Here is an 18986-nt window from a genome sequence, read left to right as displayed (position 1 = left end):
CATGATCAGATATTCATACCTTATCATTTTATTTCTTGTATTCATTGGCTGTACAGACCCTGAAACGGATCAATACAACCGGTTCTATTTCCGCCACAACAATGCAGATCTCGCGGTAGAGGTCAATGGCAATTTGGCAGGTAATAATTTTATCCTGTTGCTACACGGTGGCCCTGGCGGAGGCTCATATGTCTACAATTATGGCGCTGCTGCAGATATGTTGGAAGAAGACTATGCGGTGGTTTACCTGGATCAACGAGGACATGGCGCCTCACGAGGAAATTATGATCAAAGCGATGTGACCCTACAAACCAATTCCGATGACATTTATGCCTTGACCCTGTTCTTGAAACAGAAGTATGGTGCGGATATCAACGTCTTTTTGCTTGGCCACAGCTGGGGTGGACTTACAGGAACACATGCCTTGCTCAACACCAACCTTCAAAATGAAGTGGCTGGGTGGATAGAAGTGGCTGGCGCGCACGACATCCCTTTGCTCAATGTGGAACTTACAAAAATGTTCATTGAGATAGGGAATCAGGAAATAGCCGCCGATAGGAATGTCAGCGAGTGGCAAGAACGTGTGGATTATGCACAAAGTCTGGATATCACCAACATCACCTTCGAACAAAGTGGTCGATTGAATGAATTGGCACACAGCAGCGAAGCATTGCTGGATCAATTGGCTGAAGCAGATGAGGACCTCAATTTCAGTCATGGGCTTTTCAGTATTCCTGTGCTGACCGTTGGTACCTGGTTTGCCAACTTGCTCTCGGGCGAGATTTATAATGCGGAAAGTGAAGTGACTTCTCTCACGGATCGATTAGGTGAAATCAATGTGCCTACCTTATTGCTTTGGGGCAGGTACGACTTTGTAGTTCCTCCTGCATTAGGGGTTTCCGCGGATAGCCGTATTCCTAACTCCGAATTGATCATTTTTGATCAATCCGCACATTCGCCCATGAGCAACGAACCTCAGGAATATGTAGCGGCAATTAAGGATTTTATTGAGAGGAATTGATGAGAAGCTAGGAATTAATAAATTTAGCCATTACAAAACTTCGATGATGGCTATACGATTTTTTATCACTGCACTCGTGCTTCTGAATTCAATGATGGTATTTGCTCAGGCAGAGAAGGAAGATATTTTGAGTATCCGAGCAGAATACAATAGAATCAATTCAATAAGTACCCGGCGTGTTCAATTGGAAAATGAAGACGTGCTTGGACACATGACCGATGGAGGAGCCACACTGACTGGTTATTTCGAAGGAGATATTCTCGTCAAGGCTGTTGTGTGGGTCGGACTTTCCTATGGAAATGTGGAAATTGAATATTACCTGAAAGACAGTGAATTGTTCTTCGGTTTTGAGGTAGAAAGGACTTTTGCGAAGAAATATGAAGAAGGTGAATTTATCGGGGGGGATTATGCCAAAGACCTGGAAACTGGCTTTGAAGGTCGTTACTATTTCGAAGAAGGAGAATTGATCAGGGATCTTGAAAAGGGTGAACGAATGTTTGGCGACGCTTTTGACCTTGAAGCATTCAAGGATGCAGCACAGGAATTTTTTGACCTGCTAAGAAAAAAAGCAGAAGGCTGATTTGGGTCTCGCGCTTTCTGATTGGCCACTAGGACTCGCTGGTCAATGGAATGACGTTGTTCATACCAATGAACTTTACTTCTTGATTGAGTTGGATTAGGAATATTCAAAACAACTAATGTAGATTCTGACTCAATACCAATTTCCCCATATCTTTAGCATGTGTTGCTATGATTGAGGAAAGCCATCACGTCCATCTGTACGAAATTGCAAGGCTCCTGAACAGGGAGTATGCCTTGCCGGCTGCGTTGCGCAGTGTCCTGAAAAAGACCGTGGAGATCTTTGAGGTAGAATCCGGTTGGATTTGGCTAACTGAACCTGATCAAAAATCCGTTTACCTCGCAGCTTCTTATCAACTACCTCCTGCCTTGAGTAATCATCCAGAAAGACTTTCGGGGTGGTGCTGGTGCATCAAGCAATACCTTTCTGATGAGATGGAAGAAGCGATCAACATCAGTGAGATCAAATGTTCAAGACTCGTAGACCTGGAGACGGACACCAGGGGTTTATTATATCACGCTACGATACCGATCATGATTGCCGATCAAAAAGTAGGTTTGATGAATTTGCTAAGCCAAGCCTCCAGACAGCTTGATGAGCAAGAGTTGTCATTACTTAATACGGTGAGTGAATTGATTGGCTCAGCCATTGAACGGACCCGTTTACAACAAACCTATTTTGGAGGGGCTGAATCCACTGAGATCAATTTTCAGAAAGTAATCACGCGTGTTTTTCAACAACAGTTGACGGACATGCGGAAGATGCTCGAATTCGGAGCTGACGATCAGCAAGCGATCCTTACAAAAGTGGAGGAGCTACAGCATCAATTGAAGGACATTGCGAAGGAGGTGGAGGAACATCATCAGCCAGATCGCAAACAGGAATTTCATTATCCTGAGCTGCCGCTGACGAAAAGAGAACTTGAAGTGATTGCCCTGATCAAGCAGGGAAGAACAAATGCGCAAATTGGAGAGCAACTTTACATCGCTGAACGCACGGTAAAATTTCACGTAACCTCGATCTTGTCCAAACTCCACGCCAGTACCCGTACTGAAGCGGTAGATATTTGCCTTAAGCGAGGCCTTCTTAGACGATGAACTGTACCAAAGTACAGGTAGCAATTTGGACTTAGGTCCGTTTTATGGGGTGCTTCGTTCATTGACCTTTGTACTCAACAGATAGAAAGATTATGAGTACACAAAGCATTTACCTTGAACACGCTAACATCACCGTTCTAAACCTTGAAGCAGCGATACATTTTTTTCAAACCGCTTTTCCGCATTTCAAGATCAGAGGAAGAGGGAAAGAGGTGCACGAATGGGTTCATTTAGGAGATGACAATACCTACCTAGCCCTAAATCAGGCACTGGACCTAACCCCCAAAACAGAAAAGAACTATTATCGGGCAGGCATCAATCACCTGGGTTTTGTAGTGGAGGATGTAGAAACCATTGCAGAAAATCTCTCGGCAGCAGGTTACCAACACGGCTTTCCGAAACAGGTCGAAAAATTCCGGATCAGGGAATATTTCATGGATCAGGAGGGAAATGAATATGAATTTGTGCAATACCTGAGTGAAGAAGTAACAGAGCGGAATAGCTATGCTTGATCAAAGACGGCTATTAGAACGCGGCCGTCTCCATTGAAACTTGCATAGGCTCACTTGATCAGATACTTTTGGGCGAACTGGCTAAACCTGTTGAGTTTAGCCGCACATTTACCCATTCCATCGTAATTGATCAAAATGAAACGCGTTTCTACCCTTTTTATCACTTTATTAACCGTTGTTGCATTACAGGCCCAGGACAGTCAGTTGTCGATCGATCGTCTTTATTCCGGCGAATTTCGAGAAGATCGTCAGCGACCCGCTACCTGGATTGAAGAGGGTAATGCGTTCATCATCATCGAAAGAAACGATCAGGGGCAAAACGAAATGATCCGATACAGCTCTTCTAATGCAGAACGGTCGATATTTCTTTCCAGTGTACAGCTTACACCAAATGGGCAGAGTACACCATTGCGTATAGAGTCTTTTTCATTGTCCAATGATGAAAGCAAGGTGCTGATCTTCACCAATTCCAAGCGGGTTTGGAGATCCAATACCAAAGGCGATTATTGGGTATATGATTTGTCGACAAGTAACCTGTCTCAGATCGGGAAGGATTTTCCAGCTTCTTCATTGATGTTTGCGAAATTTTCCAACGACAACAGCTACGTGGCGTACGTCATGGAATTCAACATCTACAAAGAGGATTTCACGACAGGAGAAGTCACCATGCTGACTAAAGATGGTAACATCGAAGTGATCAATGGAACATTTGATTGGGTATACGAGGAAGAATTTGGTAACAGAGATGGCTTTCGATGGAGTCCCAATGCTTCCATGATTGCCTATTGGCAGATTGATGCCTCGAACATTGGTGTATTCAACATGATCAATAACACAGATGACGTGTACTCGAAAATCGTCCCGGTGCAATATCCAAAAGTGGGTGAAGACCCCTCTTCAGCAAGAATAGGTATTGTTGATACGGAATCCGGTAGCACGGAGTGGGTGAAACTAGAAGGAAGTACGATCGAGAACTATATCCCTGCGATCCAATGGTTAAGTGACGAACAATTGCTGATCCAACAACTCAATCGCAAACAAAATCACCTGAAAGTCTGGATATACAATACCACGTCCAAAGTCACTAATTTGTTGTACGAAGAAAAAGAAGAAAGCTGGGTAGATATTCGCTACCCGGACCGATCAAAAGCCGGAAGAGAAAACAACGATTTGAGGCCGGTAGAAGGAGGAAAGTCGGTCTTAAGAATGGTAGAAGATGACTGGAGAAACATCTATAAAATCAACCTTACGTCCGGGGATAAAACCTTGATTTCTACAGGTACCTATGATGTCGCTGTTGTTGCCGGAAACACCAAAAAGTCGGTTTATTATAACGCCTCTCCTGATGAGAACTCCCAGCGCTATCTGTATTCAGTTGACCTGGGGGGCAAGAAAAAAGACAAAAGGATTACTCCGGCTTCTTTCACGGGGATCAATACTTACAACATTTCACCGAATGGTAAGTATGCTTTCCATTCCCATTCCAGTGCTTTGAGAACTGGTAATGTTCGGCTGATTTCTCTTCCTGATCACAAGACCATCAAGACGATAGTGAACAATGACACGTATCAGGAGCAACTGGCTGAATTGGACCTGCCTGCAGTTGAGTTTTTTCAGGTCAAAACCGAACAAGGAGTTACGGTAGATGGCCGCTTGATCAAGCCAGTCAACTTTGATGAAAACACCAAATACCCGGTCATATTCAACGTATATGGAGAACCTGCCGGGCAAATGGCCACGGATTCCTATATCGGCCTTTGGAATATCATGCTGGCCCAACAAGGCTATGTAGTGATTTCTATTGATCCGCGAGGCACACCATGTCTGAAAGGCTCTGATTGGAGAAAATCCATCTATCGTCAGATTGGAAGAGTGAACATTGCGGACCTGGGACTGGCGGCCAAAGAAATTGCCAGGTTCCCTTATATCGATGAAGATCGAATAGGCGTGTGGGGCTGGAGTGGAGGCGGATCTTCTACCCTGAACTTGCTGTTCCAATATCCCGAATTATTCAAAACTGGTGTTTCCGTAGCTCCAGTGGCTAATCAGCTTACTTACGATAACATCTATCAGGAGCGCTACATGGGCTTACCACAGGAGAATAAGGAAGATTTTGTACAGGGATCACCAGTGACACATGCGAAGAAGCTGGAAGGAAAGCTGCTACTGATCCATGGGACCGGAGACGATAATGTGCACTACCAGAACACGGAAATGTTGGTGAATGAGCTGATCAAACACAACAAGCAGTTCCAGATGATGGCATATCCCAATCGAACTCATGGCATTTACGAAGGGCAGAACACCCGTAGACATTTGTATACGATGATCTACAACTTCTTCCTGGAGAATTTGCCGTTGAACAAATAAGCCCTTGAAAAAACCGGATCAGGCATTACTAGAACGCATTTCGCGACGAGAGCTTAAGGATTCCAAGGATGAAATCAGTGCATTCGTTGAAGACCTGCTATGTGCCGGAGCAAGCCCGAATTTTTGTATGGAGCTGTTGTCAAAGAAGTTTGATCTGCCGATTAATCATGCAAGACATATGTTCTTACAGACGGAGACATGGGCAAGGCGGGGTAGTAATAATCCATTTACCCAGCAGTTCTTAGATATGCTGGCAGAAGAAGATGATGCGGAAGTAACCCGAGAGAATGGCAGAGTGGTTTCGGTCAAAATTGATCTGAAAAAGGGATAAACTACGTACTTCGTAATATGGAGAAATTAGTTATCAAGGACAATTCTTATCACTTCATCAAGGACTTCAAACACGATGAGGTCCTGAGAAAGAGTTTCAATTCCATGACTGAAACTCACTTTGGGTTCAGCCTGGAAGATTGGTATCAGTCAGGCTATTGGGGAGACTATTATGTTCCTTATGCGCTGATTGATGGAAAAGAGGTCGTGTCCAATGTCTCTATTAACCGACTGGAGTTCGTTATCAATGGTCAGGCCAAACTCGGCATTCAAATCGGGACAGTCATGACCGATGAAGCCTATCGCAAGCGAGGACTCAATAAATACCTGTTGTTAAGGGTTCTGGAAGATTGGAAAGGTCAGGCAGATTTCATTTATCTCTTTGCTAATGATTCTGTCTTGGACTTTTATCCGAAGTTTGGATTCGAGTCATTGGAGGAATATCAATATTCAAGGTCAGTCAATTCCGATTCAACTTCCGCGTTCAGAAAGTTAAATATTGAAAACAACGACGATTTGGCATTGTTGAAAGAGACCGTAAATCAATCCGTTCCCGTATCCAAAATTTCCGTACGTGATCATGCTTCGATGATCCTGTTTTATGGGATGTCATTCATGAAGGAAAGTATATACCTGTTAGAGGAACTGAAAACCATCGTTTTTGCTGATCAGGAAGGAGACACTTTAGTATTGCACGAGGTATTCTGTAAACGGGGCGTTGATTTGAATGAGGTGATCCAGAAGATTTCTTCCAGCAATATTAATCAAGTCAAATTAGGGTTTACACCACTCGATATTTCGGGACTTGAAAAGAGCCTGATTACCGGAGAAGATCAATTGTTTATGCTTCAAGATCAATCCAACTTTTTCAAGGAAAATCAATGGATGTTCCCGATCATGTCGCATGCTTAATGTTATTCTGCAAGAATTGTCAAATGAGCGGCAATCAGTGGGTTTGAGGCAAATAATCCCCCTTTTCGTTAAAGGGGGTTAGGGGATTCTGAGGCTTTCAAACCTAATTACCTTAGAGTTGTAATCTGTACACCCTAATAAAGCATTTCCTCAAAAACGGGCTGCAAATCCCGGATCAATTGATGTCCTCCTGCTCCATTTGTGAAGATGATAAACCCTGTTTTTTGGGAAATTGAACCACTGAAGTGAGCCTTGTAGCAATCATTGGCACCGCCATGCGAAAAAATGATGTCGTCTCCATTCCTTGTAATCCTTGGACCTAAACCGTATTCACTCGGGTAAACTGACGTCATCATATCGCGAACCGAATTTTGATTCAGGAAGGAATGTTTCCCTTCATAAGCCTCCATCAACATGAGCATTAATTTGGCAAAATCAGAAGGAGTGGTCCATAACCCGGAAGCCGCTGCTTCGGGCATGCTTTGATAGCCTCGGGGCAGAGCTACCGGATGCCCGTGTCTGTTATGGGCTTTGGCAATGTTTCCCATTTCCTCAGGTAAGGGATTCTGATAACTACTTCTGGACATACCCAATGGCTGAAAGAGCATCTCTGAAGTAACTTCATGAAAGGACTTTCCTGTAATATCCTCAATGACTAGCTGTTCTACGGTTGTTCCACCACCGGAATACCGAAATCGGCGACCAATGGGAATATTCACATAAACCCTATTACTTTTTGCAGGCGATTTGCCCTCCAATATCTGTACCGTAGTAGGCAGCTCTTCCTCTGGGTCAAAGTCGGCAAATCCATGGACTGTTAAGCCTGCGGTATGGGACATGATTCGGCGAAGTGTAACAGAGGCTTGTTCCGTATATTGATTCTGAGGCACCTTCCAGGATGTCAGGTATTGATTCACATCCGTATCAATATCCAGTTGGCCGGTCTTCTGCATTTTCAAAGTAATGACTGCCGCACCAACTTTACTCACTGAGCCTACCGAGAACATGGTTGCGGTATTTATTTCTTCCGGCCGCCCTAATTGAATCAGGCCATATCCTTTGGCCCATGCTAGCTTTCCATCTTTTACCACTCCCAGACTTACTCCGGGAACACCGTAACGTTCCATTTTGGAAGTCAAATCAATCTCCTGCAATGCAGTCTCGTAGACGTTTTGAGGAACAGGAATTGAGGGCAGGGCGATTGGTTTTGTTCGGGTCGACCAGGCCAGGGTTCCCAGGGTCAGGCATATACTGACAATGATGATGAGTGATTTCTTCATATGAGTTTTGACCTTTGATTTATTCATATCGCAATGATTGTACTGGATTGGCCAGGGTTACTTTCAAAATGCGTGAACCTGTGGCGGCTAAGGTGATTGCCGTAATCAGTAAAAGTGGTAGTAGAAATAATAACGGCCCAACCTGCATCCGATACGCAAATTCGCTTAACCAGCTATCGATCCCGACCCAGGCAATGGGAATGGCCATGACAAAACCTAGCACAACCAGCAAGAAGATCTCTTTTAACAGCAACATAAAAAGTCCGGAAATACTGGCTCCCAGCACTTTCCTTACTCCAACCTCCTTCGTTCGCTGCAAGGCTGAATAAGAAGACAATCCATAAAGGCCCAGGCAAGAAACAATGATGGCCATGAGCGCAAAAGCACTGAATACTTTTCTATTGACTTCATCCTTCTTGTATTGTTTGGCGAAAAAACGATCCAAAAAGTAGTATTCTGTTGGATTCCCCGGGTAGGAAGTCAGGTATTGTTGTTCAATTTTGGCCAGTGTTGTACTTACTTGATCCCTATTAAGTCGAATGGCATAAAATGAATCGAATGCGGCATGGCGAACAAAGTACATCGGATCGATGGACCGGTTCAATGATTCGTGATGATAATCCTGAATTACTCCGACAACCTTCCTTTCCTCGCGCGTAAACTCAAAGAGTGTTTGGCCAAGGGATGCTTTCGGATCATCAAATCCCAGGGCTTTGGCCGCTGATGTATTGAGAATGATCGGTTCATAGCCTTTCATGCTGGCATTAAAATCCTGACCTGCGATAAATGTGACGTCCATCGCAGAAAGAAAGCCATTACTGATCACTACCCGCTCAATGGATTTCATGTCTGCTTCACTTTCCTTGATTCGCGAAATGGCAATTCCTCGCAATATTCCCTGACCAGGAATTACTGTGGAGGTTCCTACCTGGCTTACTCCCGGAATGCTCATAACCTGCTGTTTGAACAATTCGATCTTTGGAATTTTATCTCGTCCTTGTGATTCACTGATGACTGGCCCTTTCATTATCAAGACCTCATCCATATCAAATCCCATGTCCTGATCATTCATAAAGGCCAACTGTTGATTGATGGCGAGGGTTGCGATGATGAGCAAGGAACTGAACAGGAGTTGAAAAGCAATAAGCCCGCGCCTCAGGAAGTGGCCCGAACTGACTTTCGATTTACCCTTCAGTGCATTGATGGATTGATGAGCAGATAGAATGAGGGCAGGGTAAAATCCAGAAAGAATTGTCCCAGTCAGAAAAATGAGTAATGCGGGTAAGCCGAAACGTTGAAGGTCAATACTGTCAAGTAAAAGTGTTTTTTCTACAAACTGATTGAACAAGGACTGACCGAAGAAAACCAGCGTCAGAGCGATGAGGATAGCCATGCTACTGATCAGTACCGCCTCCGTAAAAAACTGCATAACTAATTCAAGTCTTCGTGCACCCATCACTTTTCTCACGCCTACTTCACGTGCCCGATCAACGGATTTTGCCGTACTTAGATTTATAAAATTGATCCACGCAATGATCACAATGAAGATGGCGATGATCTTTAATACCTCGATGGTAGTAGCATCACCCATTGGCCCGACTTCATTTTGATAAGTGGAATGCAAATGAATATCCGTGACTCCCACCAAAAAATATCGATTGACCCTCAAATATTCACCTTGTTCATTCTTTTCCAGATAGCCTGGTTTATAACGTAAGGTGAGTTCACTCATACTTTCCTCAATCTGTACCGGGTTCGTATTTTCAGTAACTTTCACGAAGGTGATGAACGCATTACCTCCCCAATCATTCACGAACCTCTCAGGGTTGTACATCTCCAATGTGGGGTAAGAAACAAGTATGTCCGCATCTACTTGCAAGGGAAAGGAAGGCTTTTCAAAAATTCCCTTGACAATCAACCCGTGACTCATCTGGCCATCATCATATTGCAAAAGCTGACCAATGGCGGAGTTGATGCTTCCAAAATATTTTTCGGCCAGTGCTGCAGTGATCATTAAAGTGTTAGGCTTGTTCAATGCATTAGAGCCATGAGTAATGTCCAAATCAAAGAATTCCGGATAAGCGGGATCAGCAAAAAAGAGCTGGTGCTCCTTGAAATTGATTTGTGGAGCATCTGGTCGTGTAAGTACAACTGAACCCCCTCGGCTCAAAGTAGGGCTATACAATCGGGCGAATTCGGTCACTTCAGGAAATGCCTGTTGCATTGCCGGACCCACTCCCGAAAAGGTCATGCTACTTTCGTAGATCATACCTCCGAAACGATAGTAATCATTAGAGACGCGATAGAGTTGATCCGCTTGAGAACTGTGGTTATAACTCAATTCTTCTGATACATACTCGAGGATGAACAATGCAGCAGAAAGACTTACCGCAAGTCCAAAAACATTAAGTGCAGTGTACCCTGCATGACGCTTGAAATTCCGGAAGGCACTCTTGATGAAACTGAAAATCAGTGCTTTTGAAAGAAAAGATGTTACTCGTCCGCCTCGATAAAATCGAATGGCACTAAAAGCATCCAGAAAATACCGATATTGAGCAACCCTACGATTGCTATTGGCCAAACGCCATTCGTAGACTTCCTGCAAGTCTCCAGCCACCTCGTCGCAATAGTCTTTGCGACAAAAAAATTTGAGCAGCCAGTAAGCGATTTTGGGAGGACGTGGATATTCAGGCTTCATGTCAGGAAAATTTTGGTACCATGTCCCAAATTTGAGTTTTGGCCTTCATGGTTTCTTCAACCGTACGGTAACCCAATTCTGTGGCCTCATAAATCACTTTTCTACGACCACCCCTTGCCTTGGAAGGTTCACCGACATGCGACTTCAGCATGCCTTTTTTCTCCAGCCGTTTCAGGACCATCACCACCGCAGGTAGCGTGATTTCTTTTTTCAGTTGTTGGATATAAAGCTTGACCAGCTCTGCTCCATACGATTCTTTTTCTCTAAGGACGAGTAAGAGAATTATTTCTTCCAGGGCTCCCAAAGTAGGATTCATAGTTTGTTGATCAATTGTGGCAATGCTATTTAGATAACATTCGTTTAGGATATACGAATATGGTAAATATTTGTTTAGGTAATTGTGATCGCTTTGGTTTTTGATCCTATTATGCAAAAATTGATGACCATAAACTCAGCATGAATGACCGCCAGAAAGATTGAGATTCAGGAATTACCACAAAGTCGTTGGAAAGCTTGTCGTGATCTTCGGTTGGAAGCATTGAGGGAAGAACCCCTTGCTTTTGGCAGTTCTTATGAAGAAGAAAAGAACATATCTGATGCAGAATGGCAAACAAGAATCAAAAACGCGCTTTTTGCCCTGGAAAATGATAAACTGATAGGAATGGTGGTATTGATCCAACAGACCAACATCAAGTCCAGGCATGTGGCCAATGTCTTTGGCTTATATGTGCAGTCTTCGCACAGGGAGAAAGGAATTGGAAAGCTCTTAATGTCAGCGGCTATTGAGAAACTCACAGCGATCGGAACAATCAGAAAGATCAAATTGGCCGTAAATGCCGAACTTACTGCTACGATTAACTTGTATGAGCAATTCGGGTTTCAGCGCGTAGGTATGCTAAATCAGGAACTTCGATACAATGATCGTTTTTACGACGAGTTGATCATGGAAAAATTGATTAAATAGTACCTGAAGAAGCTTCAAAAACCTGAATAAATGTCCAAAACAACAAGCACATTAAAAACCAGAAATTCCCGAATTATCGAAATAGAAGAGCTTTCGGGACCGGAGGAATTATTGCCAGAGGTGAATTCGGATGATTTGATGGCAAAGCATGGACAAAACGTTCAGGCAAGTTGTGATTTACCATCAAAATTGGTGGATTTAGGTTCTCATACCTTCATTGCAGGAATGTATCAGGCATATGCTGAACATCGACCTTTCACAATTTCTCCAGAAATGATCTGGCTCTTGATCCAGCAAGGAATATCCATGCACTTGTATCGGAGTATGGGGAGTGTTACCAAATATTACCCAGAGCTGCTCGAGAAAAAAAGCCTTGAGATCAGTAGAGATAAAGTCAGTTTTGGTCAGTCGGATTGGGAAGCAATTGCGGCAGAATTTGTGGATTTGACGCAAGACTATCTCGATCAGGAATTTATTGATCAGTTCCGGCTCAACTTTAGTGCAAGTACGCAAGAGGAATGTACCGTAGGCGATCTGATGATCATGGATGCCATGAGTCCCTATTTTGAATACATCATTTTTTCACTGGTTTGTGGTATTCCAAGTGTTGAATTGCAGGGGACATCCGGAGACTGGGACAAAATTTTGCAAAAACTGACCTATTTCCGCAAGTTCGACCTGGATTGGTGGTTTGATCATATTGAGCCAATCATTACCCAGATAAAGGCTTCCGCTGACGGAGTGACTGCCACTGACTTTTGGATGAACATGTTCAAGGTCCACACCAAAAAAGAATATGGTGAGCCCAAGGTGATCGATGGTTGGATCATGAATTTCTACCCTTTTGATAAAACCGGGCGAAGAATCATCGGAAAGGAATTAAAAAAGCTTTCTGTAGAAAAGATCTTTAATGAATTGCCCCCGGAACTAAAAATCATCCCTTTCAAAATAAGAATTGCCGATCCTACAGGGGAAGTGTTAAAAGAACAACATTTAGAATTCACTGCAGGGTTCGTAGGATTAAGTCAGGATCCATCAACCATGCGATTACGTCCGGAAATCGGTTGGTTAGTTGGTGATAAAACAGATAAGCGCATTCCAGAAGAACGCCCCAACGGATTTATAGGAGGAGAATCGAGAGAGTACTTTTCACTGGAAGAATTTCCTCAGGAATTATTATCAGGAGAAGAATTTGGAGATCTGATTTTACATTTCAAGCGAGAGATAAAATATCCGGAAGAATTGGAGTGCATTAAAGCCACTAGGTTGACGATGAATGGAATTGTGCCAGAAGGAATGCTCGAGGACCTTCAGGAGAAATTCAAGGGTAGCATGACCATGGTGATATTAAACTATGATAATGAGATTTACGGTGAGGGTAAGGAGATATGAGTCCGACCACTTCTGTATTCCGACTTGGAATCAGCCTTCAATTCCAATATTTTCGAGTTCAATCAATCACTGTGGAATCTCTAAAATCATGAAATACCTTACCCGTTTCGTACTTATTGTTCTGGTCATTTGTTTGCAGATTAATCTTTCGAAAGCCCAGGTTCATGCCAAAAATGGCATGGTGGTTTCTGCCAATAAACTGGCCTCTGAAGTAGGTGTAGAAGTATTGAAGAAGGGAGGGAATGCGATCGATGCTACGGTAGCTACTGCTTTCGCTTTAGCTGTTGTTCACCCTACGGCGGGTAACATTGGCGGAGGAGGTTTTATTGTTTACATGGATGCGGCTGGCGCAGCCACGACCTTCGATTTCCGGGAAAAAGCGCCACTGGCCGCAACGCCTGAAATGTTTATGGATGAAGAGGGGCAGGTCATGAAAGGGACTAACCTATATGGAAGAAATTCCACCGTCAACCACATCGGGGCCAAGTCAATCGGAGTGCCAGGAACAGTGGCCGGGCTTTACAAGGCGCATCAAAAATATGGTAGCTTACCCTGGGCTGATCTGGTACAACCGGCCATTGACCTTGCTCAAGATGGTTTTCCACTAACCTGGACTTTAGCTAGTGCTGCGGGCTTTTTCAAGGCGAACTCGCCCATTCCTTTCCTTCAAAACTTCTTTGATAATGACCAGGGAGAGTTGACACCATTCGGGGAAGCATGGCAGCAACCGGAGCTGGCCAAAACTTTGATGGCCATCAGAGACAAAGGACATGATGGATTTTATAAAGGGAAAGTGGCCAAGGAAATTGTCCAGTTCATGGAAGAGAATGATGGGATCATTACCAAAGAAGACCTGGCACGATATGAAGCGGTAGAACGAACACCTATCAAAGGCACCTATAAAGATTATGAGATCTACTCAATGCCGCCTCCAAGCTCCGGGGGTGTAGCACTAGTGGAGATGATGAACATCATGGAACTGGCCAAGATTGAAGAGATTCCTTTCAATTCAGCGGACTATGTGCATGTAGTGGCAGAAGCCATGCGCAGGGCCTTTGCCGACCGGGCAGAGCACATGGGAGATATGGATTTTAATGAGAATATTCCCCTTGACCGACTCACTTCGAAGGAACATGCGAAGAAACGATTTACAAGCATTGACATGACGAAAGCCTCTGTGAGTGATTCTTCGAAATTTGGACAGCTTTATGATGGAACAAGTACCACACATTTTTCTGTCATGGACAAAGACGGAAATGCGGTTTCTATGACTTACACCCTGGAACATGGTTATGGTTCGGGTATGGGTGCTGATGCACTGGGCTTCATTTTTAACAACGAAATGGGCGACTTCAATCCACAACCAGGGATCACCACAAGTTTTGGTCAAGTTGGAACAGACCCCAACCTCATACAACCTGAAAAGCGCATGCTCTCCAGCATGACCCCAACCATTGTCGCCAAGGACGGGAAACCGTATTTGGTCATTGGAAGCCCAGGAGGCAGAACCATTATCAATACCGTTTTCCAAACCGTACTGAATGTGCTGGCTTATGATATGCCAGTGAACAAAGCCATTGAAGCCATGAAAATTCATCACCAATGGCTGCCAGACCGCATTGCTTATGAGCAAAATCTTATGTCACCCGATACCAGAAAGGCATTGGAAGCGATGGGCCATACTGTGGTTCCCTGGGGTGGATTAGGTGCATTGATGGGCATTCAGGTGGACACAGAGAACAACGTCATGATCGGAGCTTCAGATTCCTCCAGACCAGATGGAGCGGCCGTAGGATACTGATTTATTGTCTAATTAACTTACGCGGAATTGAATTCCCGGATTTATTCCGGGATCTTCCTATTCAATAAGATCAACTTCTTGGCTCCGGCCGAGAAGTTCATATTGCAAGAGGCTCCAGCCTCTTTACTCTTGATCCAGTAACTCATAACCTTGCTTAATACCCAGTTCCGTTGCAGGGACACCATCCCGCATCCATTTGGGTAGCGGCTGGCCTTTCAGGTAATGATCAAAGAACTGCGACATACGGATATTGAAATCAATCCGGTTTTGTGTTTTCAATGGCCAGTGAGGTTCGCCCCTATAGTTGAGCATCCAGGCAGGCTTGCCGAGTCTTCTCAACCCAACAAAATATTCGATTCCCTGATACCACGGCACTGCACCGTCTTCGTCATTGTGCATGATCAATACGGGTGTATTCACCTTGTCCAGCGTGAAAATCGGAGAGTTCTCAATGTATCGCAGCGGGTACTCCCAGAGTGAGCCACCAATTCTGCTTTGGGTATGCTCGTACTGGAACATACGGCTAAGGCCAGAACCCCAACGAATGCCACCATAAGCACTGATCATGTTCACCACCGGTGCCCCAGCTTCTGCACATTTGAAAATGTCCGTCTCTGCAAGCAAGTGCGCGATTTGGTAACCGCCCCAGCTGTGCCCCTGAACACCAATGTTTTCCTCATCGATAAATCCTTTTTCGATCAGCGAGGTGATTCCTGGGATTACACAATTGTACGCATCTTCTCCCGGGTACCCTGTGCCATAATTCACATTGGGATTGAAGATCACATATCCTCGGGAAGCATAAAAGCTATAGTTCATGGTAGATCGATGCGGAAAAGGATCGCGGTGGTTGTGCAATCCGTTGGAACTCTTTTCGTAGAAATTGACCATAAGAGGATACTTTTTATTCGGGTCGAAATTCTCGGGTTTCACGAGCATGCCTTCCATTTTTTCCCCTTCCAACGAGTTCCAGTAAACCAGCTCGATGCTTCCCCAATTGTAATCTTTCTGTTGTGGGTTGACGTCACTGATTCGAGTACTCTTTTTCAGGTTGAGGTCGGAAGCAATCAAATCCGGGAAGGTCTGGAAGTTTTCCTGGCTGTAGATCAGTGCATTGGTATCACGGGCTTTTTGGAAATTTCTAATCCGATAATTTCCGGAGATCAATTCGGAAGTCTTGCTCGATCCGTACTTCATTTTCATGATTGACGCGTGTTTGTCACCTTCATAAAAGCCAGTCAACATTAGCGTCTGACCTTTTTTGATGAAGCGCTCTTCCCGATCCAGTCTGATATATCGATGCACCAATTTCCCTGACCGTCCGTTGGTGATTCTTATAGGAGCCACTTGATTGGAAGGATCAACTTCCCAGATATCATAACGATCATAGATCAGCATTTTGTCATCATTTTCCGTCCAGCTCATCACACCATAAGGCCAGGGGTCGGAAGGGGTGTCGTGGATCTCGTTGTAGAAAGCCACCTGATCGTTAGTAGTTATTTGTCGGATTTCCTTATCGCCGAAGGAATACGTAAACCAGGCAGAATCCAGGTTGTTGTACCAATAGGCGTACTCACCTTTAGGGGATAGAGAAATGTTCCCTCGTACAGCCTCTGCGATTTTGGTTTTTTCGCCAGACGTAACATCCAGATCATAAATGTCCTGTAGCACGTAGCCTTCCCAGCTCCTCAACTTGCGATAGTTGTAGTTACTGATGGCAATACCGTTGTTGCCATCACCCTGATCACTCAATCGAACAGAAGAATAAGGCTTTCCACCTAATTCAACCAGACGATCACCGGCTACATCGTAGTAGATTCCGTAGCCGAATTTCAGGTCATTGCTCTTCTGATTTTCTTGTTGGGTGAAAAGTCGTTGATCATTGTAATTCCAAACTTCGACATTTACGATTTCATCTGCGAGTAAGGCCGTATCCTGCAGGACTGGATATTCCTTGGTTTGGAAAAACAGCCGTTTACCAGACTCTGAGAAGGAATTTCTATAATCCTTATTCACGATCAGGTCCTGAAGCAGATCACTTTTCGCAATGGTTTTGCTGCTGTCCCAGGCTGATTGGAAGTAATGCAGGTGATAATCTCGTAGCAGCGTTTTCGTGCTGTCCGTATCCGAGATAAATGAAAGTTGTTCCCCTTTCTTGTCCCAAACCAATTGCTTGTATTCTCCCTTGGATCGGAATACCGGATCGAAAGTCTGGCTATCGAAATCGAAAGCATATACTCCCGGCAGCAACGTGCTATCATTTCCGGTGGTTGTTAGTGCAATAGCAGCACCTTCTTCGGCGATGGTGTAATCCAGCACATAGGGGAAAGTGGCTTCTGATTGATTGGTAAGGTTTCTCACCACTAAGTCATAGCCATTTTTCTTGTTTCTCTTCTTCTCCTTCATGTTGGTGGAGTCGATGGTAGGCGCATACAAGTACACCAAATAATCGTCCCACTTTTCAGGCACTTTGAATGATTTTAACCCCGCCAAACGCTCCATGTCTCCATTTGCCATCGAGTAGATGACCAACGTATCGCTGGGGAGGTCTTTCTCTTTTGTTTTCTTTCGTTTCAGGTCCCGAAAGTCATAATAATCAGGAGAAGCTTTGAAAATCAGGTGGCTTGAATTGTTACTGAATGTAGGGTTGGATCCTCGCTCATAAGCAACCAAAGGTTTCCCGCTGATCTCGTGCAGGTGAACGACCTCATTGCCGTAGCCATTGGTCTTGGTGCTATAGGCCACATACTTACCGTCATTGCTGATCAGGTCTTTGTTGATGCGACGCCATTCATCGTATGCCGAATGATCCAGGGTCTTTTTGTTTTGTGAAAAGGCTAGGAATGGCGATGCAATCAGAAGAAATAGGACAAGATTTTTCATGGTTCAGGTCAATTCTGTAAAAGGGAAAGATAATTGTAATTGCAGTGATTTCTGGCCGTGAGATTGATGGGGTACCATCATGTCGATTTGAATGGTGGAATAAGCCCTTAGCTAGTAAGGCTATTTTGAATTGAAGGCATGATTTCGCATTTTTAAATACTTGATCAATGCCTGTTAGCATGAATTTCTCATGGCTTAACCTCCAGTATCCATTTGAAGAGACTTTTGAAGAAAAGCGGAACACGATTTTGATCCTGTCTGCTTCTGCAGGACTTGTCCTCATCTTATTACAACCCTTTGGTTTTTCTATTACTGATCAAAGTTTCCAGTTTTTAGCGGTGATAGTCATTGGGGCAATAACCATGGGGGTCAACTTTATTGTGCTACCCACATTATTCCCGACACTTTTTAAAGATAGCCATTGGTCCATTGTCAAAGCATTGATTTTCCTTTCTTACAATTTTCTAATCATTGGATTTTGGTATCACCTGTATCAGGTTGTTTTTGTTGAGGAGAACATATTCCTGATGGCTTCTCCTGAACAACTCGTATCAGGCATTTCAAAGGTGGTGGCTATTGGCCTGGTGGCATCGGGGTTCCTGGTATTGATCCGCTACAATATATTGACGAGAAGGCATTTGCAAATTGCCCAGGAATTGAATGACTGGTCGCGGGAAATAGTAGAGCAGCCACACAAGTTGGGTAATTCATCAGCAGTCAGGTTGGCACTGGAAGGAAAAGAAATTTTATTGAATAGCGATGATTTATTGTGGATCAGCGCAGAAGGAAATTACATCTCTCTAAAAGTTAGAGGTCAAAGCAAAAACCTGTTGTATCGAGCAACCATGAAACAAATGGAAGCTGCTCTTGTTGAGTTCCCTGCATTCTTCAGATGTCACCGATCCTTTGTGATCAACCTCAAAGCGATCTCATCTTTAAAGGGTAACTCCCAAGGATTGTTTGTTCATATCGATAAACAACCGGAAAAAATCCCAGTCGCAAGACCGAAAATCAAGTGGCTCAAAAGTGCTTTAAATGAGTATGCTTCCTGTCAATTCGTCACAAATTAAAGCCGTTGATAACATCCATTTATTTCTTCCGATGACAGACGATAGTTTGCAAGTATTGATGTGATGCGATGAAACT

15 protein-coding genes are annotated in these 18986 nt (G+C 44.0%); 11 read left to right on the top strand and 4 right to left on the bottom strand.

The window, feature by feature from the left end; translation table 11 throughout:
• The first annotated feature begins 1 nt into the window (after nt 1).
• The 7 genes from R8G66_29550 to R8G66_29520 all read left to right on the top strand — a co-directional run bounded on the left by R8G66_29550 (nt 2) and on the right by R8G66_29520 (nt 6822).
• Nucleotides 2-1021: an alpha/beta hydrolase gene (locus R8G66_29550; GenBank protein MDW3196558.1), complete on the top strand. Its 1020-nt coding sequence runs from the start codon at nt 2-4 to the stop codon at nt 1019-1021.
• A gap of 76 nt (nt 1022-1097) precedes the next feature.
• Entirely contained in the window at nt 1098-1601 is a 504-nt protein-coding gene (locus R8G66_29545; protein ID MDW3196557.1) for a hypothetical protein, read from the top strand.
• Between the two features lie 170 nt (nt 1602-1771).
• Nucleotides 1772-2698 (top strand): LuxR C-terminal-related transcriptional regulator, encoded by a 927-nt coding sequence (locus R8G66_29540; GenBank protein ID MDW3196556.1) that lies wholly within the window; start codon nt 1772-1774, stop codon nt 2696-2698.
• Between the two features lie 92 nt (nt 2699-2790).
• Complete coding sequence (locus R8G66_29535) at nt 2791-3210, top strand: VOC family protein (GenBank protein ID MDW3196555.1); 420 nt, start codon at nt 2791-2793, stop codon at nt 3208-3210.
• A gap of 135 nt (nt 3211-3345) precedes the next feature.
• On the top strand, nt 3346-5580 hold the full coding sequence (locus R8G66_29530; GenBank protein MDW3196554.1) for a DPP IV N-terminal domain-containing protein: 2235 nt from the start codon (nt 3346-3348) through the stop codon (nt 5578-5580).
• A 4-nt stretch (nt 5581-5584) separates the two neighbouring features.
• Nucleotides 5585-5911 (top strand): hypothetical protein, encoded by a 327-nt coding sequence (locus R8G66_29525; GenBank protein MDW3196553.1) that lies wholly within the window; start codon nt 5585-5587, stop codon nt 5909-5911.
• Nucleotides 5912-5928: 17 nt separating this feature from the next.
• Nucleotides 5929-6822, top strand: coding sequence for a GNAT family N-acetyltransferase (locus R8G66_29520; protein MDW3196552.1), 894 nt, complete (start codon nt 5929-5931; stop codon nt 6820-6822).
• A 134-nt stretch (nt 6823-6956) separates the two neighbouring features.
• On the opposite strand, the gene R8G66_29515 is transcribed toward R8G66_29520, so the two are convergent.
• From R8G66_29515 to R8G66_29505, 3 genes are read right to left on the bottom strand one after another with little or no spacing between them, the layout of a single operon-like run.
• Nucleotides 6957-8102, bottom strand: coding sequence for a serine hydrolase domain-containing protein (locus R8G66_29515; GenBank protein ID MDW3196551.1), 1146 nt, complete (start codon nt 8100-8102; stop codon nt 6957-6959).
• Nucleotides 8103-8121: 19 nt separating this feature from the next.
• Entirely contained in the window at nt 8122-10800 is a 2679-nt protein-coding gene (locus R8G66_29510) for an FtsX-like permease family protein (protein ID MDW3196550.1), read from the bottom strand.
• 1 nt (nt 10801) lies between these two features.
• The gene (locus R8G66_29505) at nt 10802-11116 is read right to left on the bottom strand and encodes a helix-turn-helix transcriptional regulator (protein MDW3196549.1); all 315 of its coding nucleotides are present in this window, start codon (nt 11114-11116) and stop codon (nt 10802-10804) included.
• A 144-nt stretch (nt 11117-11260) separates the two neighbouring features.
• On the opposite strand from R8G66_29505, the gene R8G66_29500 reads away from it, so the two are divergent.
• From R8G66_29500 to ggt, 3 genes are all read left to right on the top strand, one after another.
• Nucleotides 11261-11764 carry a GNAT family N-acetyltransferase gene (locus R8G66_29500; protein ID MDW3196548.1) on the top strand — a complete coding sequence of 168 codons (504 nt, stop codon included), beginning with the start codon at nt 11261-11263 and terminating at the stop codon, nt 11762-11764.
• 30 nt (nt 11765-11794) lie between these two features.
• Nucleotides 11795-13156 carry a DUF4419 domain-containing protein gene (locus R8G66_29495; protein MDW3196547.1) on the top strand — a complete coding sequence of 454 codons (1362 nt, stop codon included), beginning with the start codon at nt 11795-11797 and terminating at the stop codon, nt 13154-13156.
• An 88-nt stretch (nt 13157-13244) separates the two neighbouring features.
• Nucleotides 13245-14957, top strand: coding sequence for a gamma-glutamyltransferase (ggt, locus tag R8G66_29490; GenBank protein MDW3196546.1), 1713 nt, complete (start codon nt 13245-13247; stop codon nt 14955-14957).
• Between the two features lie 123 nt (nt 14958-15080).
• Here ggt and R8G66_29485 read toward each other — a convergent pair whose 3' ends face one another.
• Nucleotides 15081-17840 (bottom strand): prolyl oligopeptidase family serine peptidase, encoded by a 2760-nt coding sequence (locus tag R8G66_29485; protein MDW3196545.1) that lies wholly within the window; start codon nt 17838-17840, stop codon nt 15081-15083.
• A 167-nt stretch (nt 17841-18007) separates the two neighbouring features.
• Between R8G66_29485 and R8G66_29480 the strand changes: the two genes are divergently transcribed.
• Nucleotides 18008-18910 carry a LytTR family DNA-binding domain-containing protein gene (locus R8G66_29480; protein ID MDW3196544.1) on the top strand — a complete coding sequence of 301 codons (903 nt, stop codon included), beginning with the start codon at nt 18008-18010 and terminating at the stop codon, nt 18908-18910.
• Nucleotides 18911-18986 lie beyond the last annotated feature (76 nt).

The organism is Cytophagales bacterium, assembly GCA_033344775.1.
In the GTDB taxonomy this organism is placed as follows: domain Bacteria; phylum Bacteroidota; class Bacteroidia; order Cytophagales; family Cyclobacteriaceae; genus JAWPMT01.
Note: the sequence above shows the minus strand (reverse complement) of the source record. Positions and strands in the feature narration are given on the sequence as shown.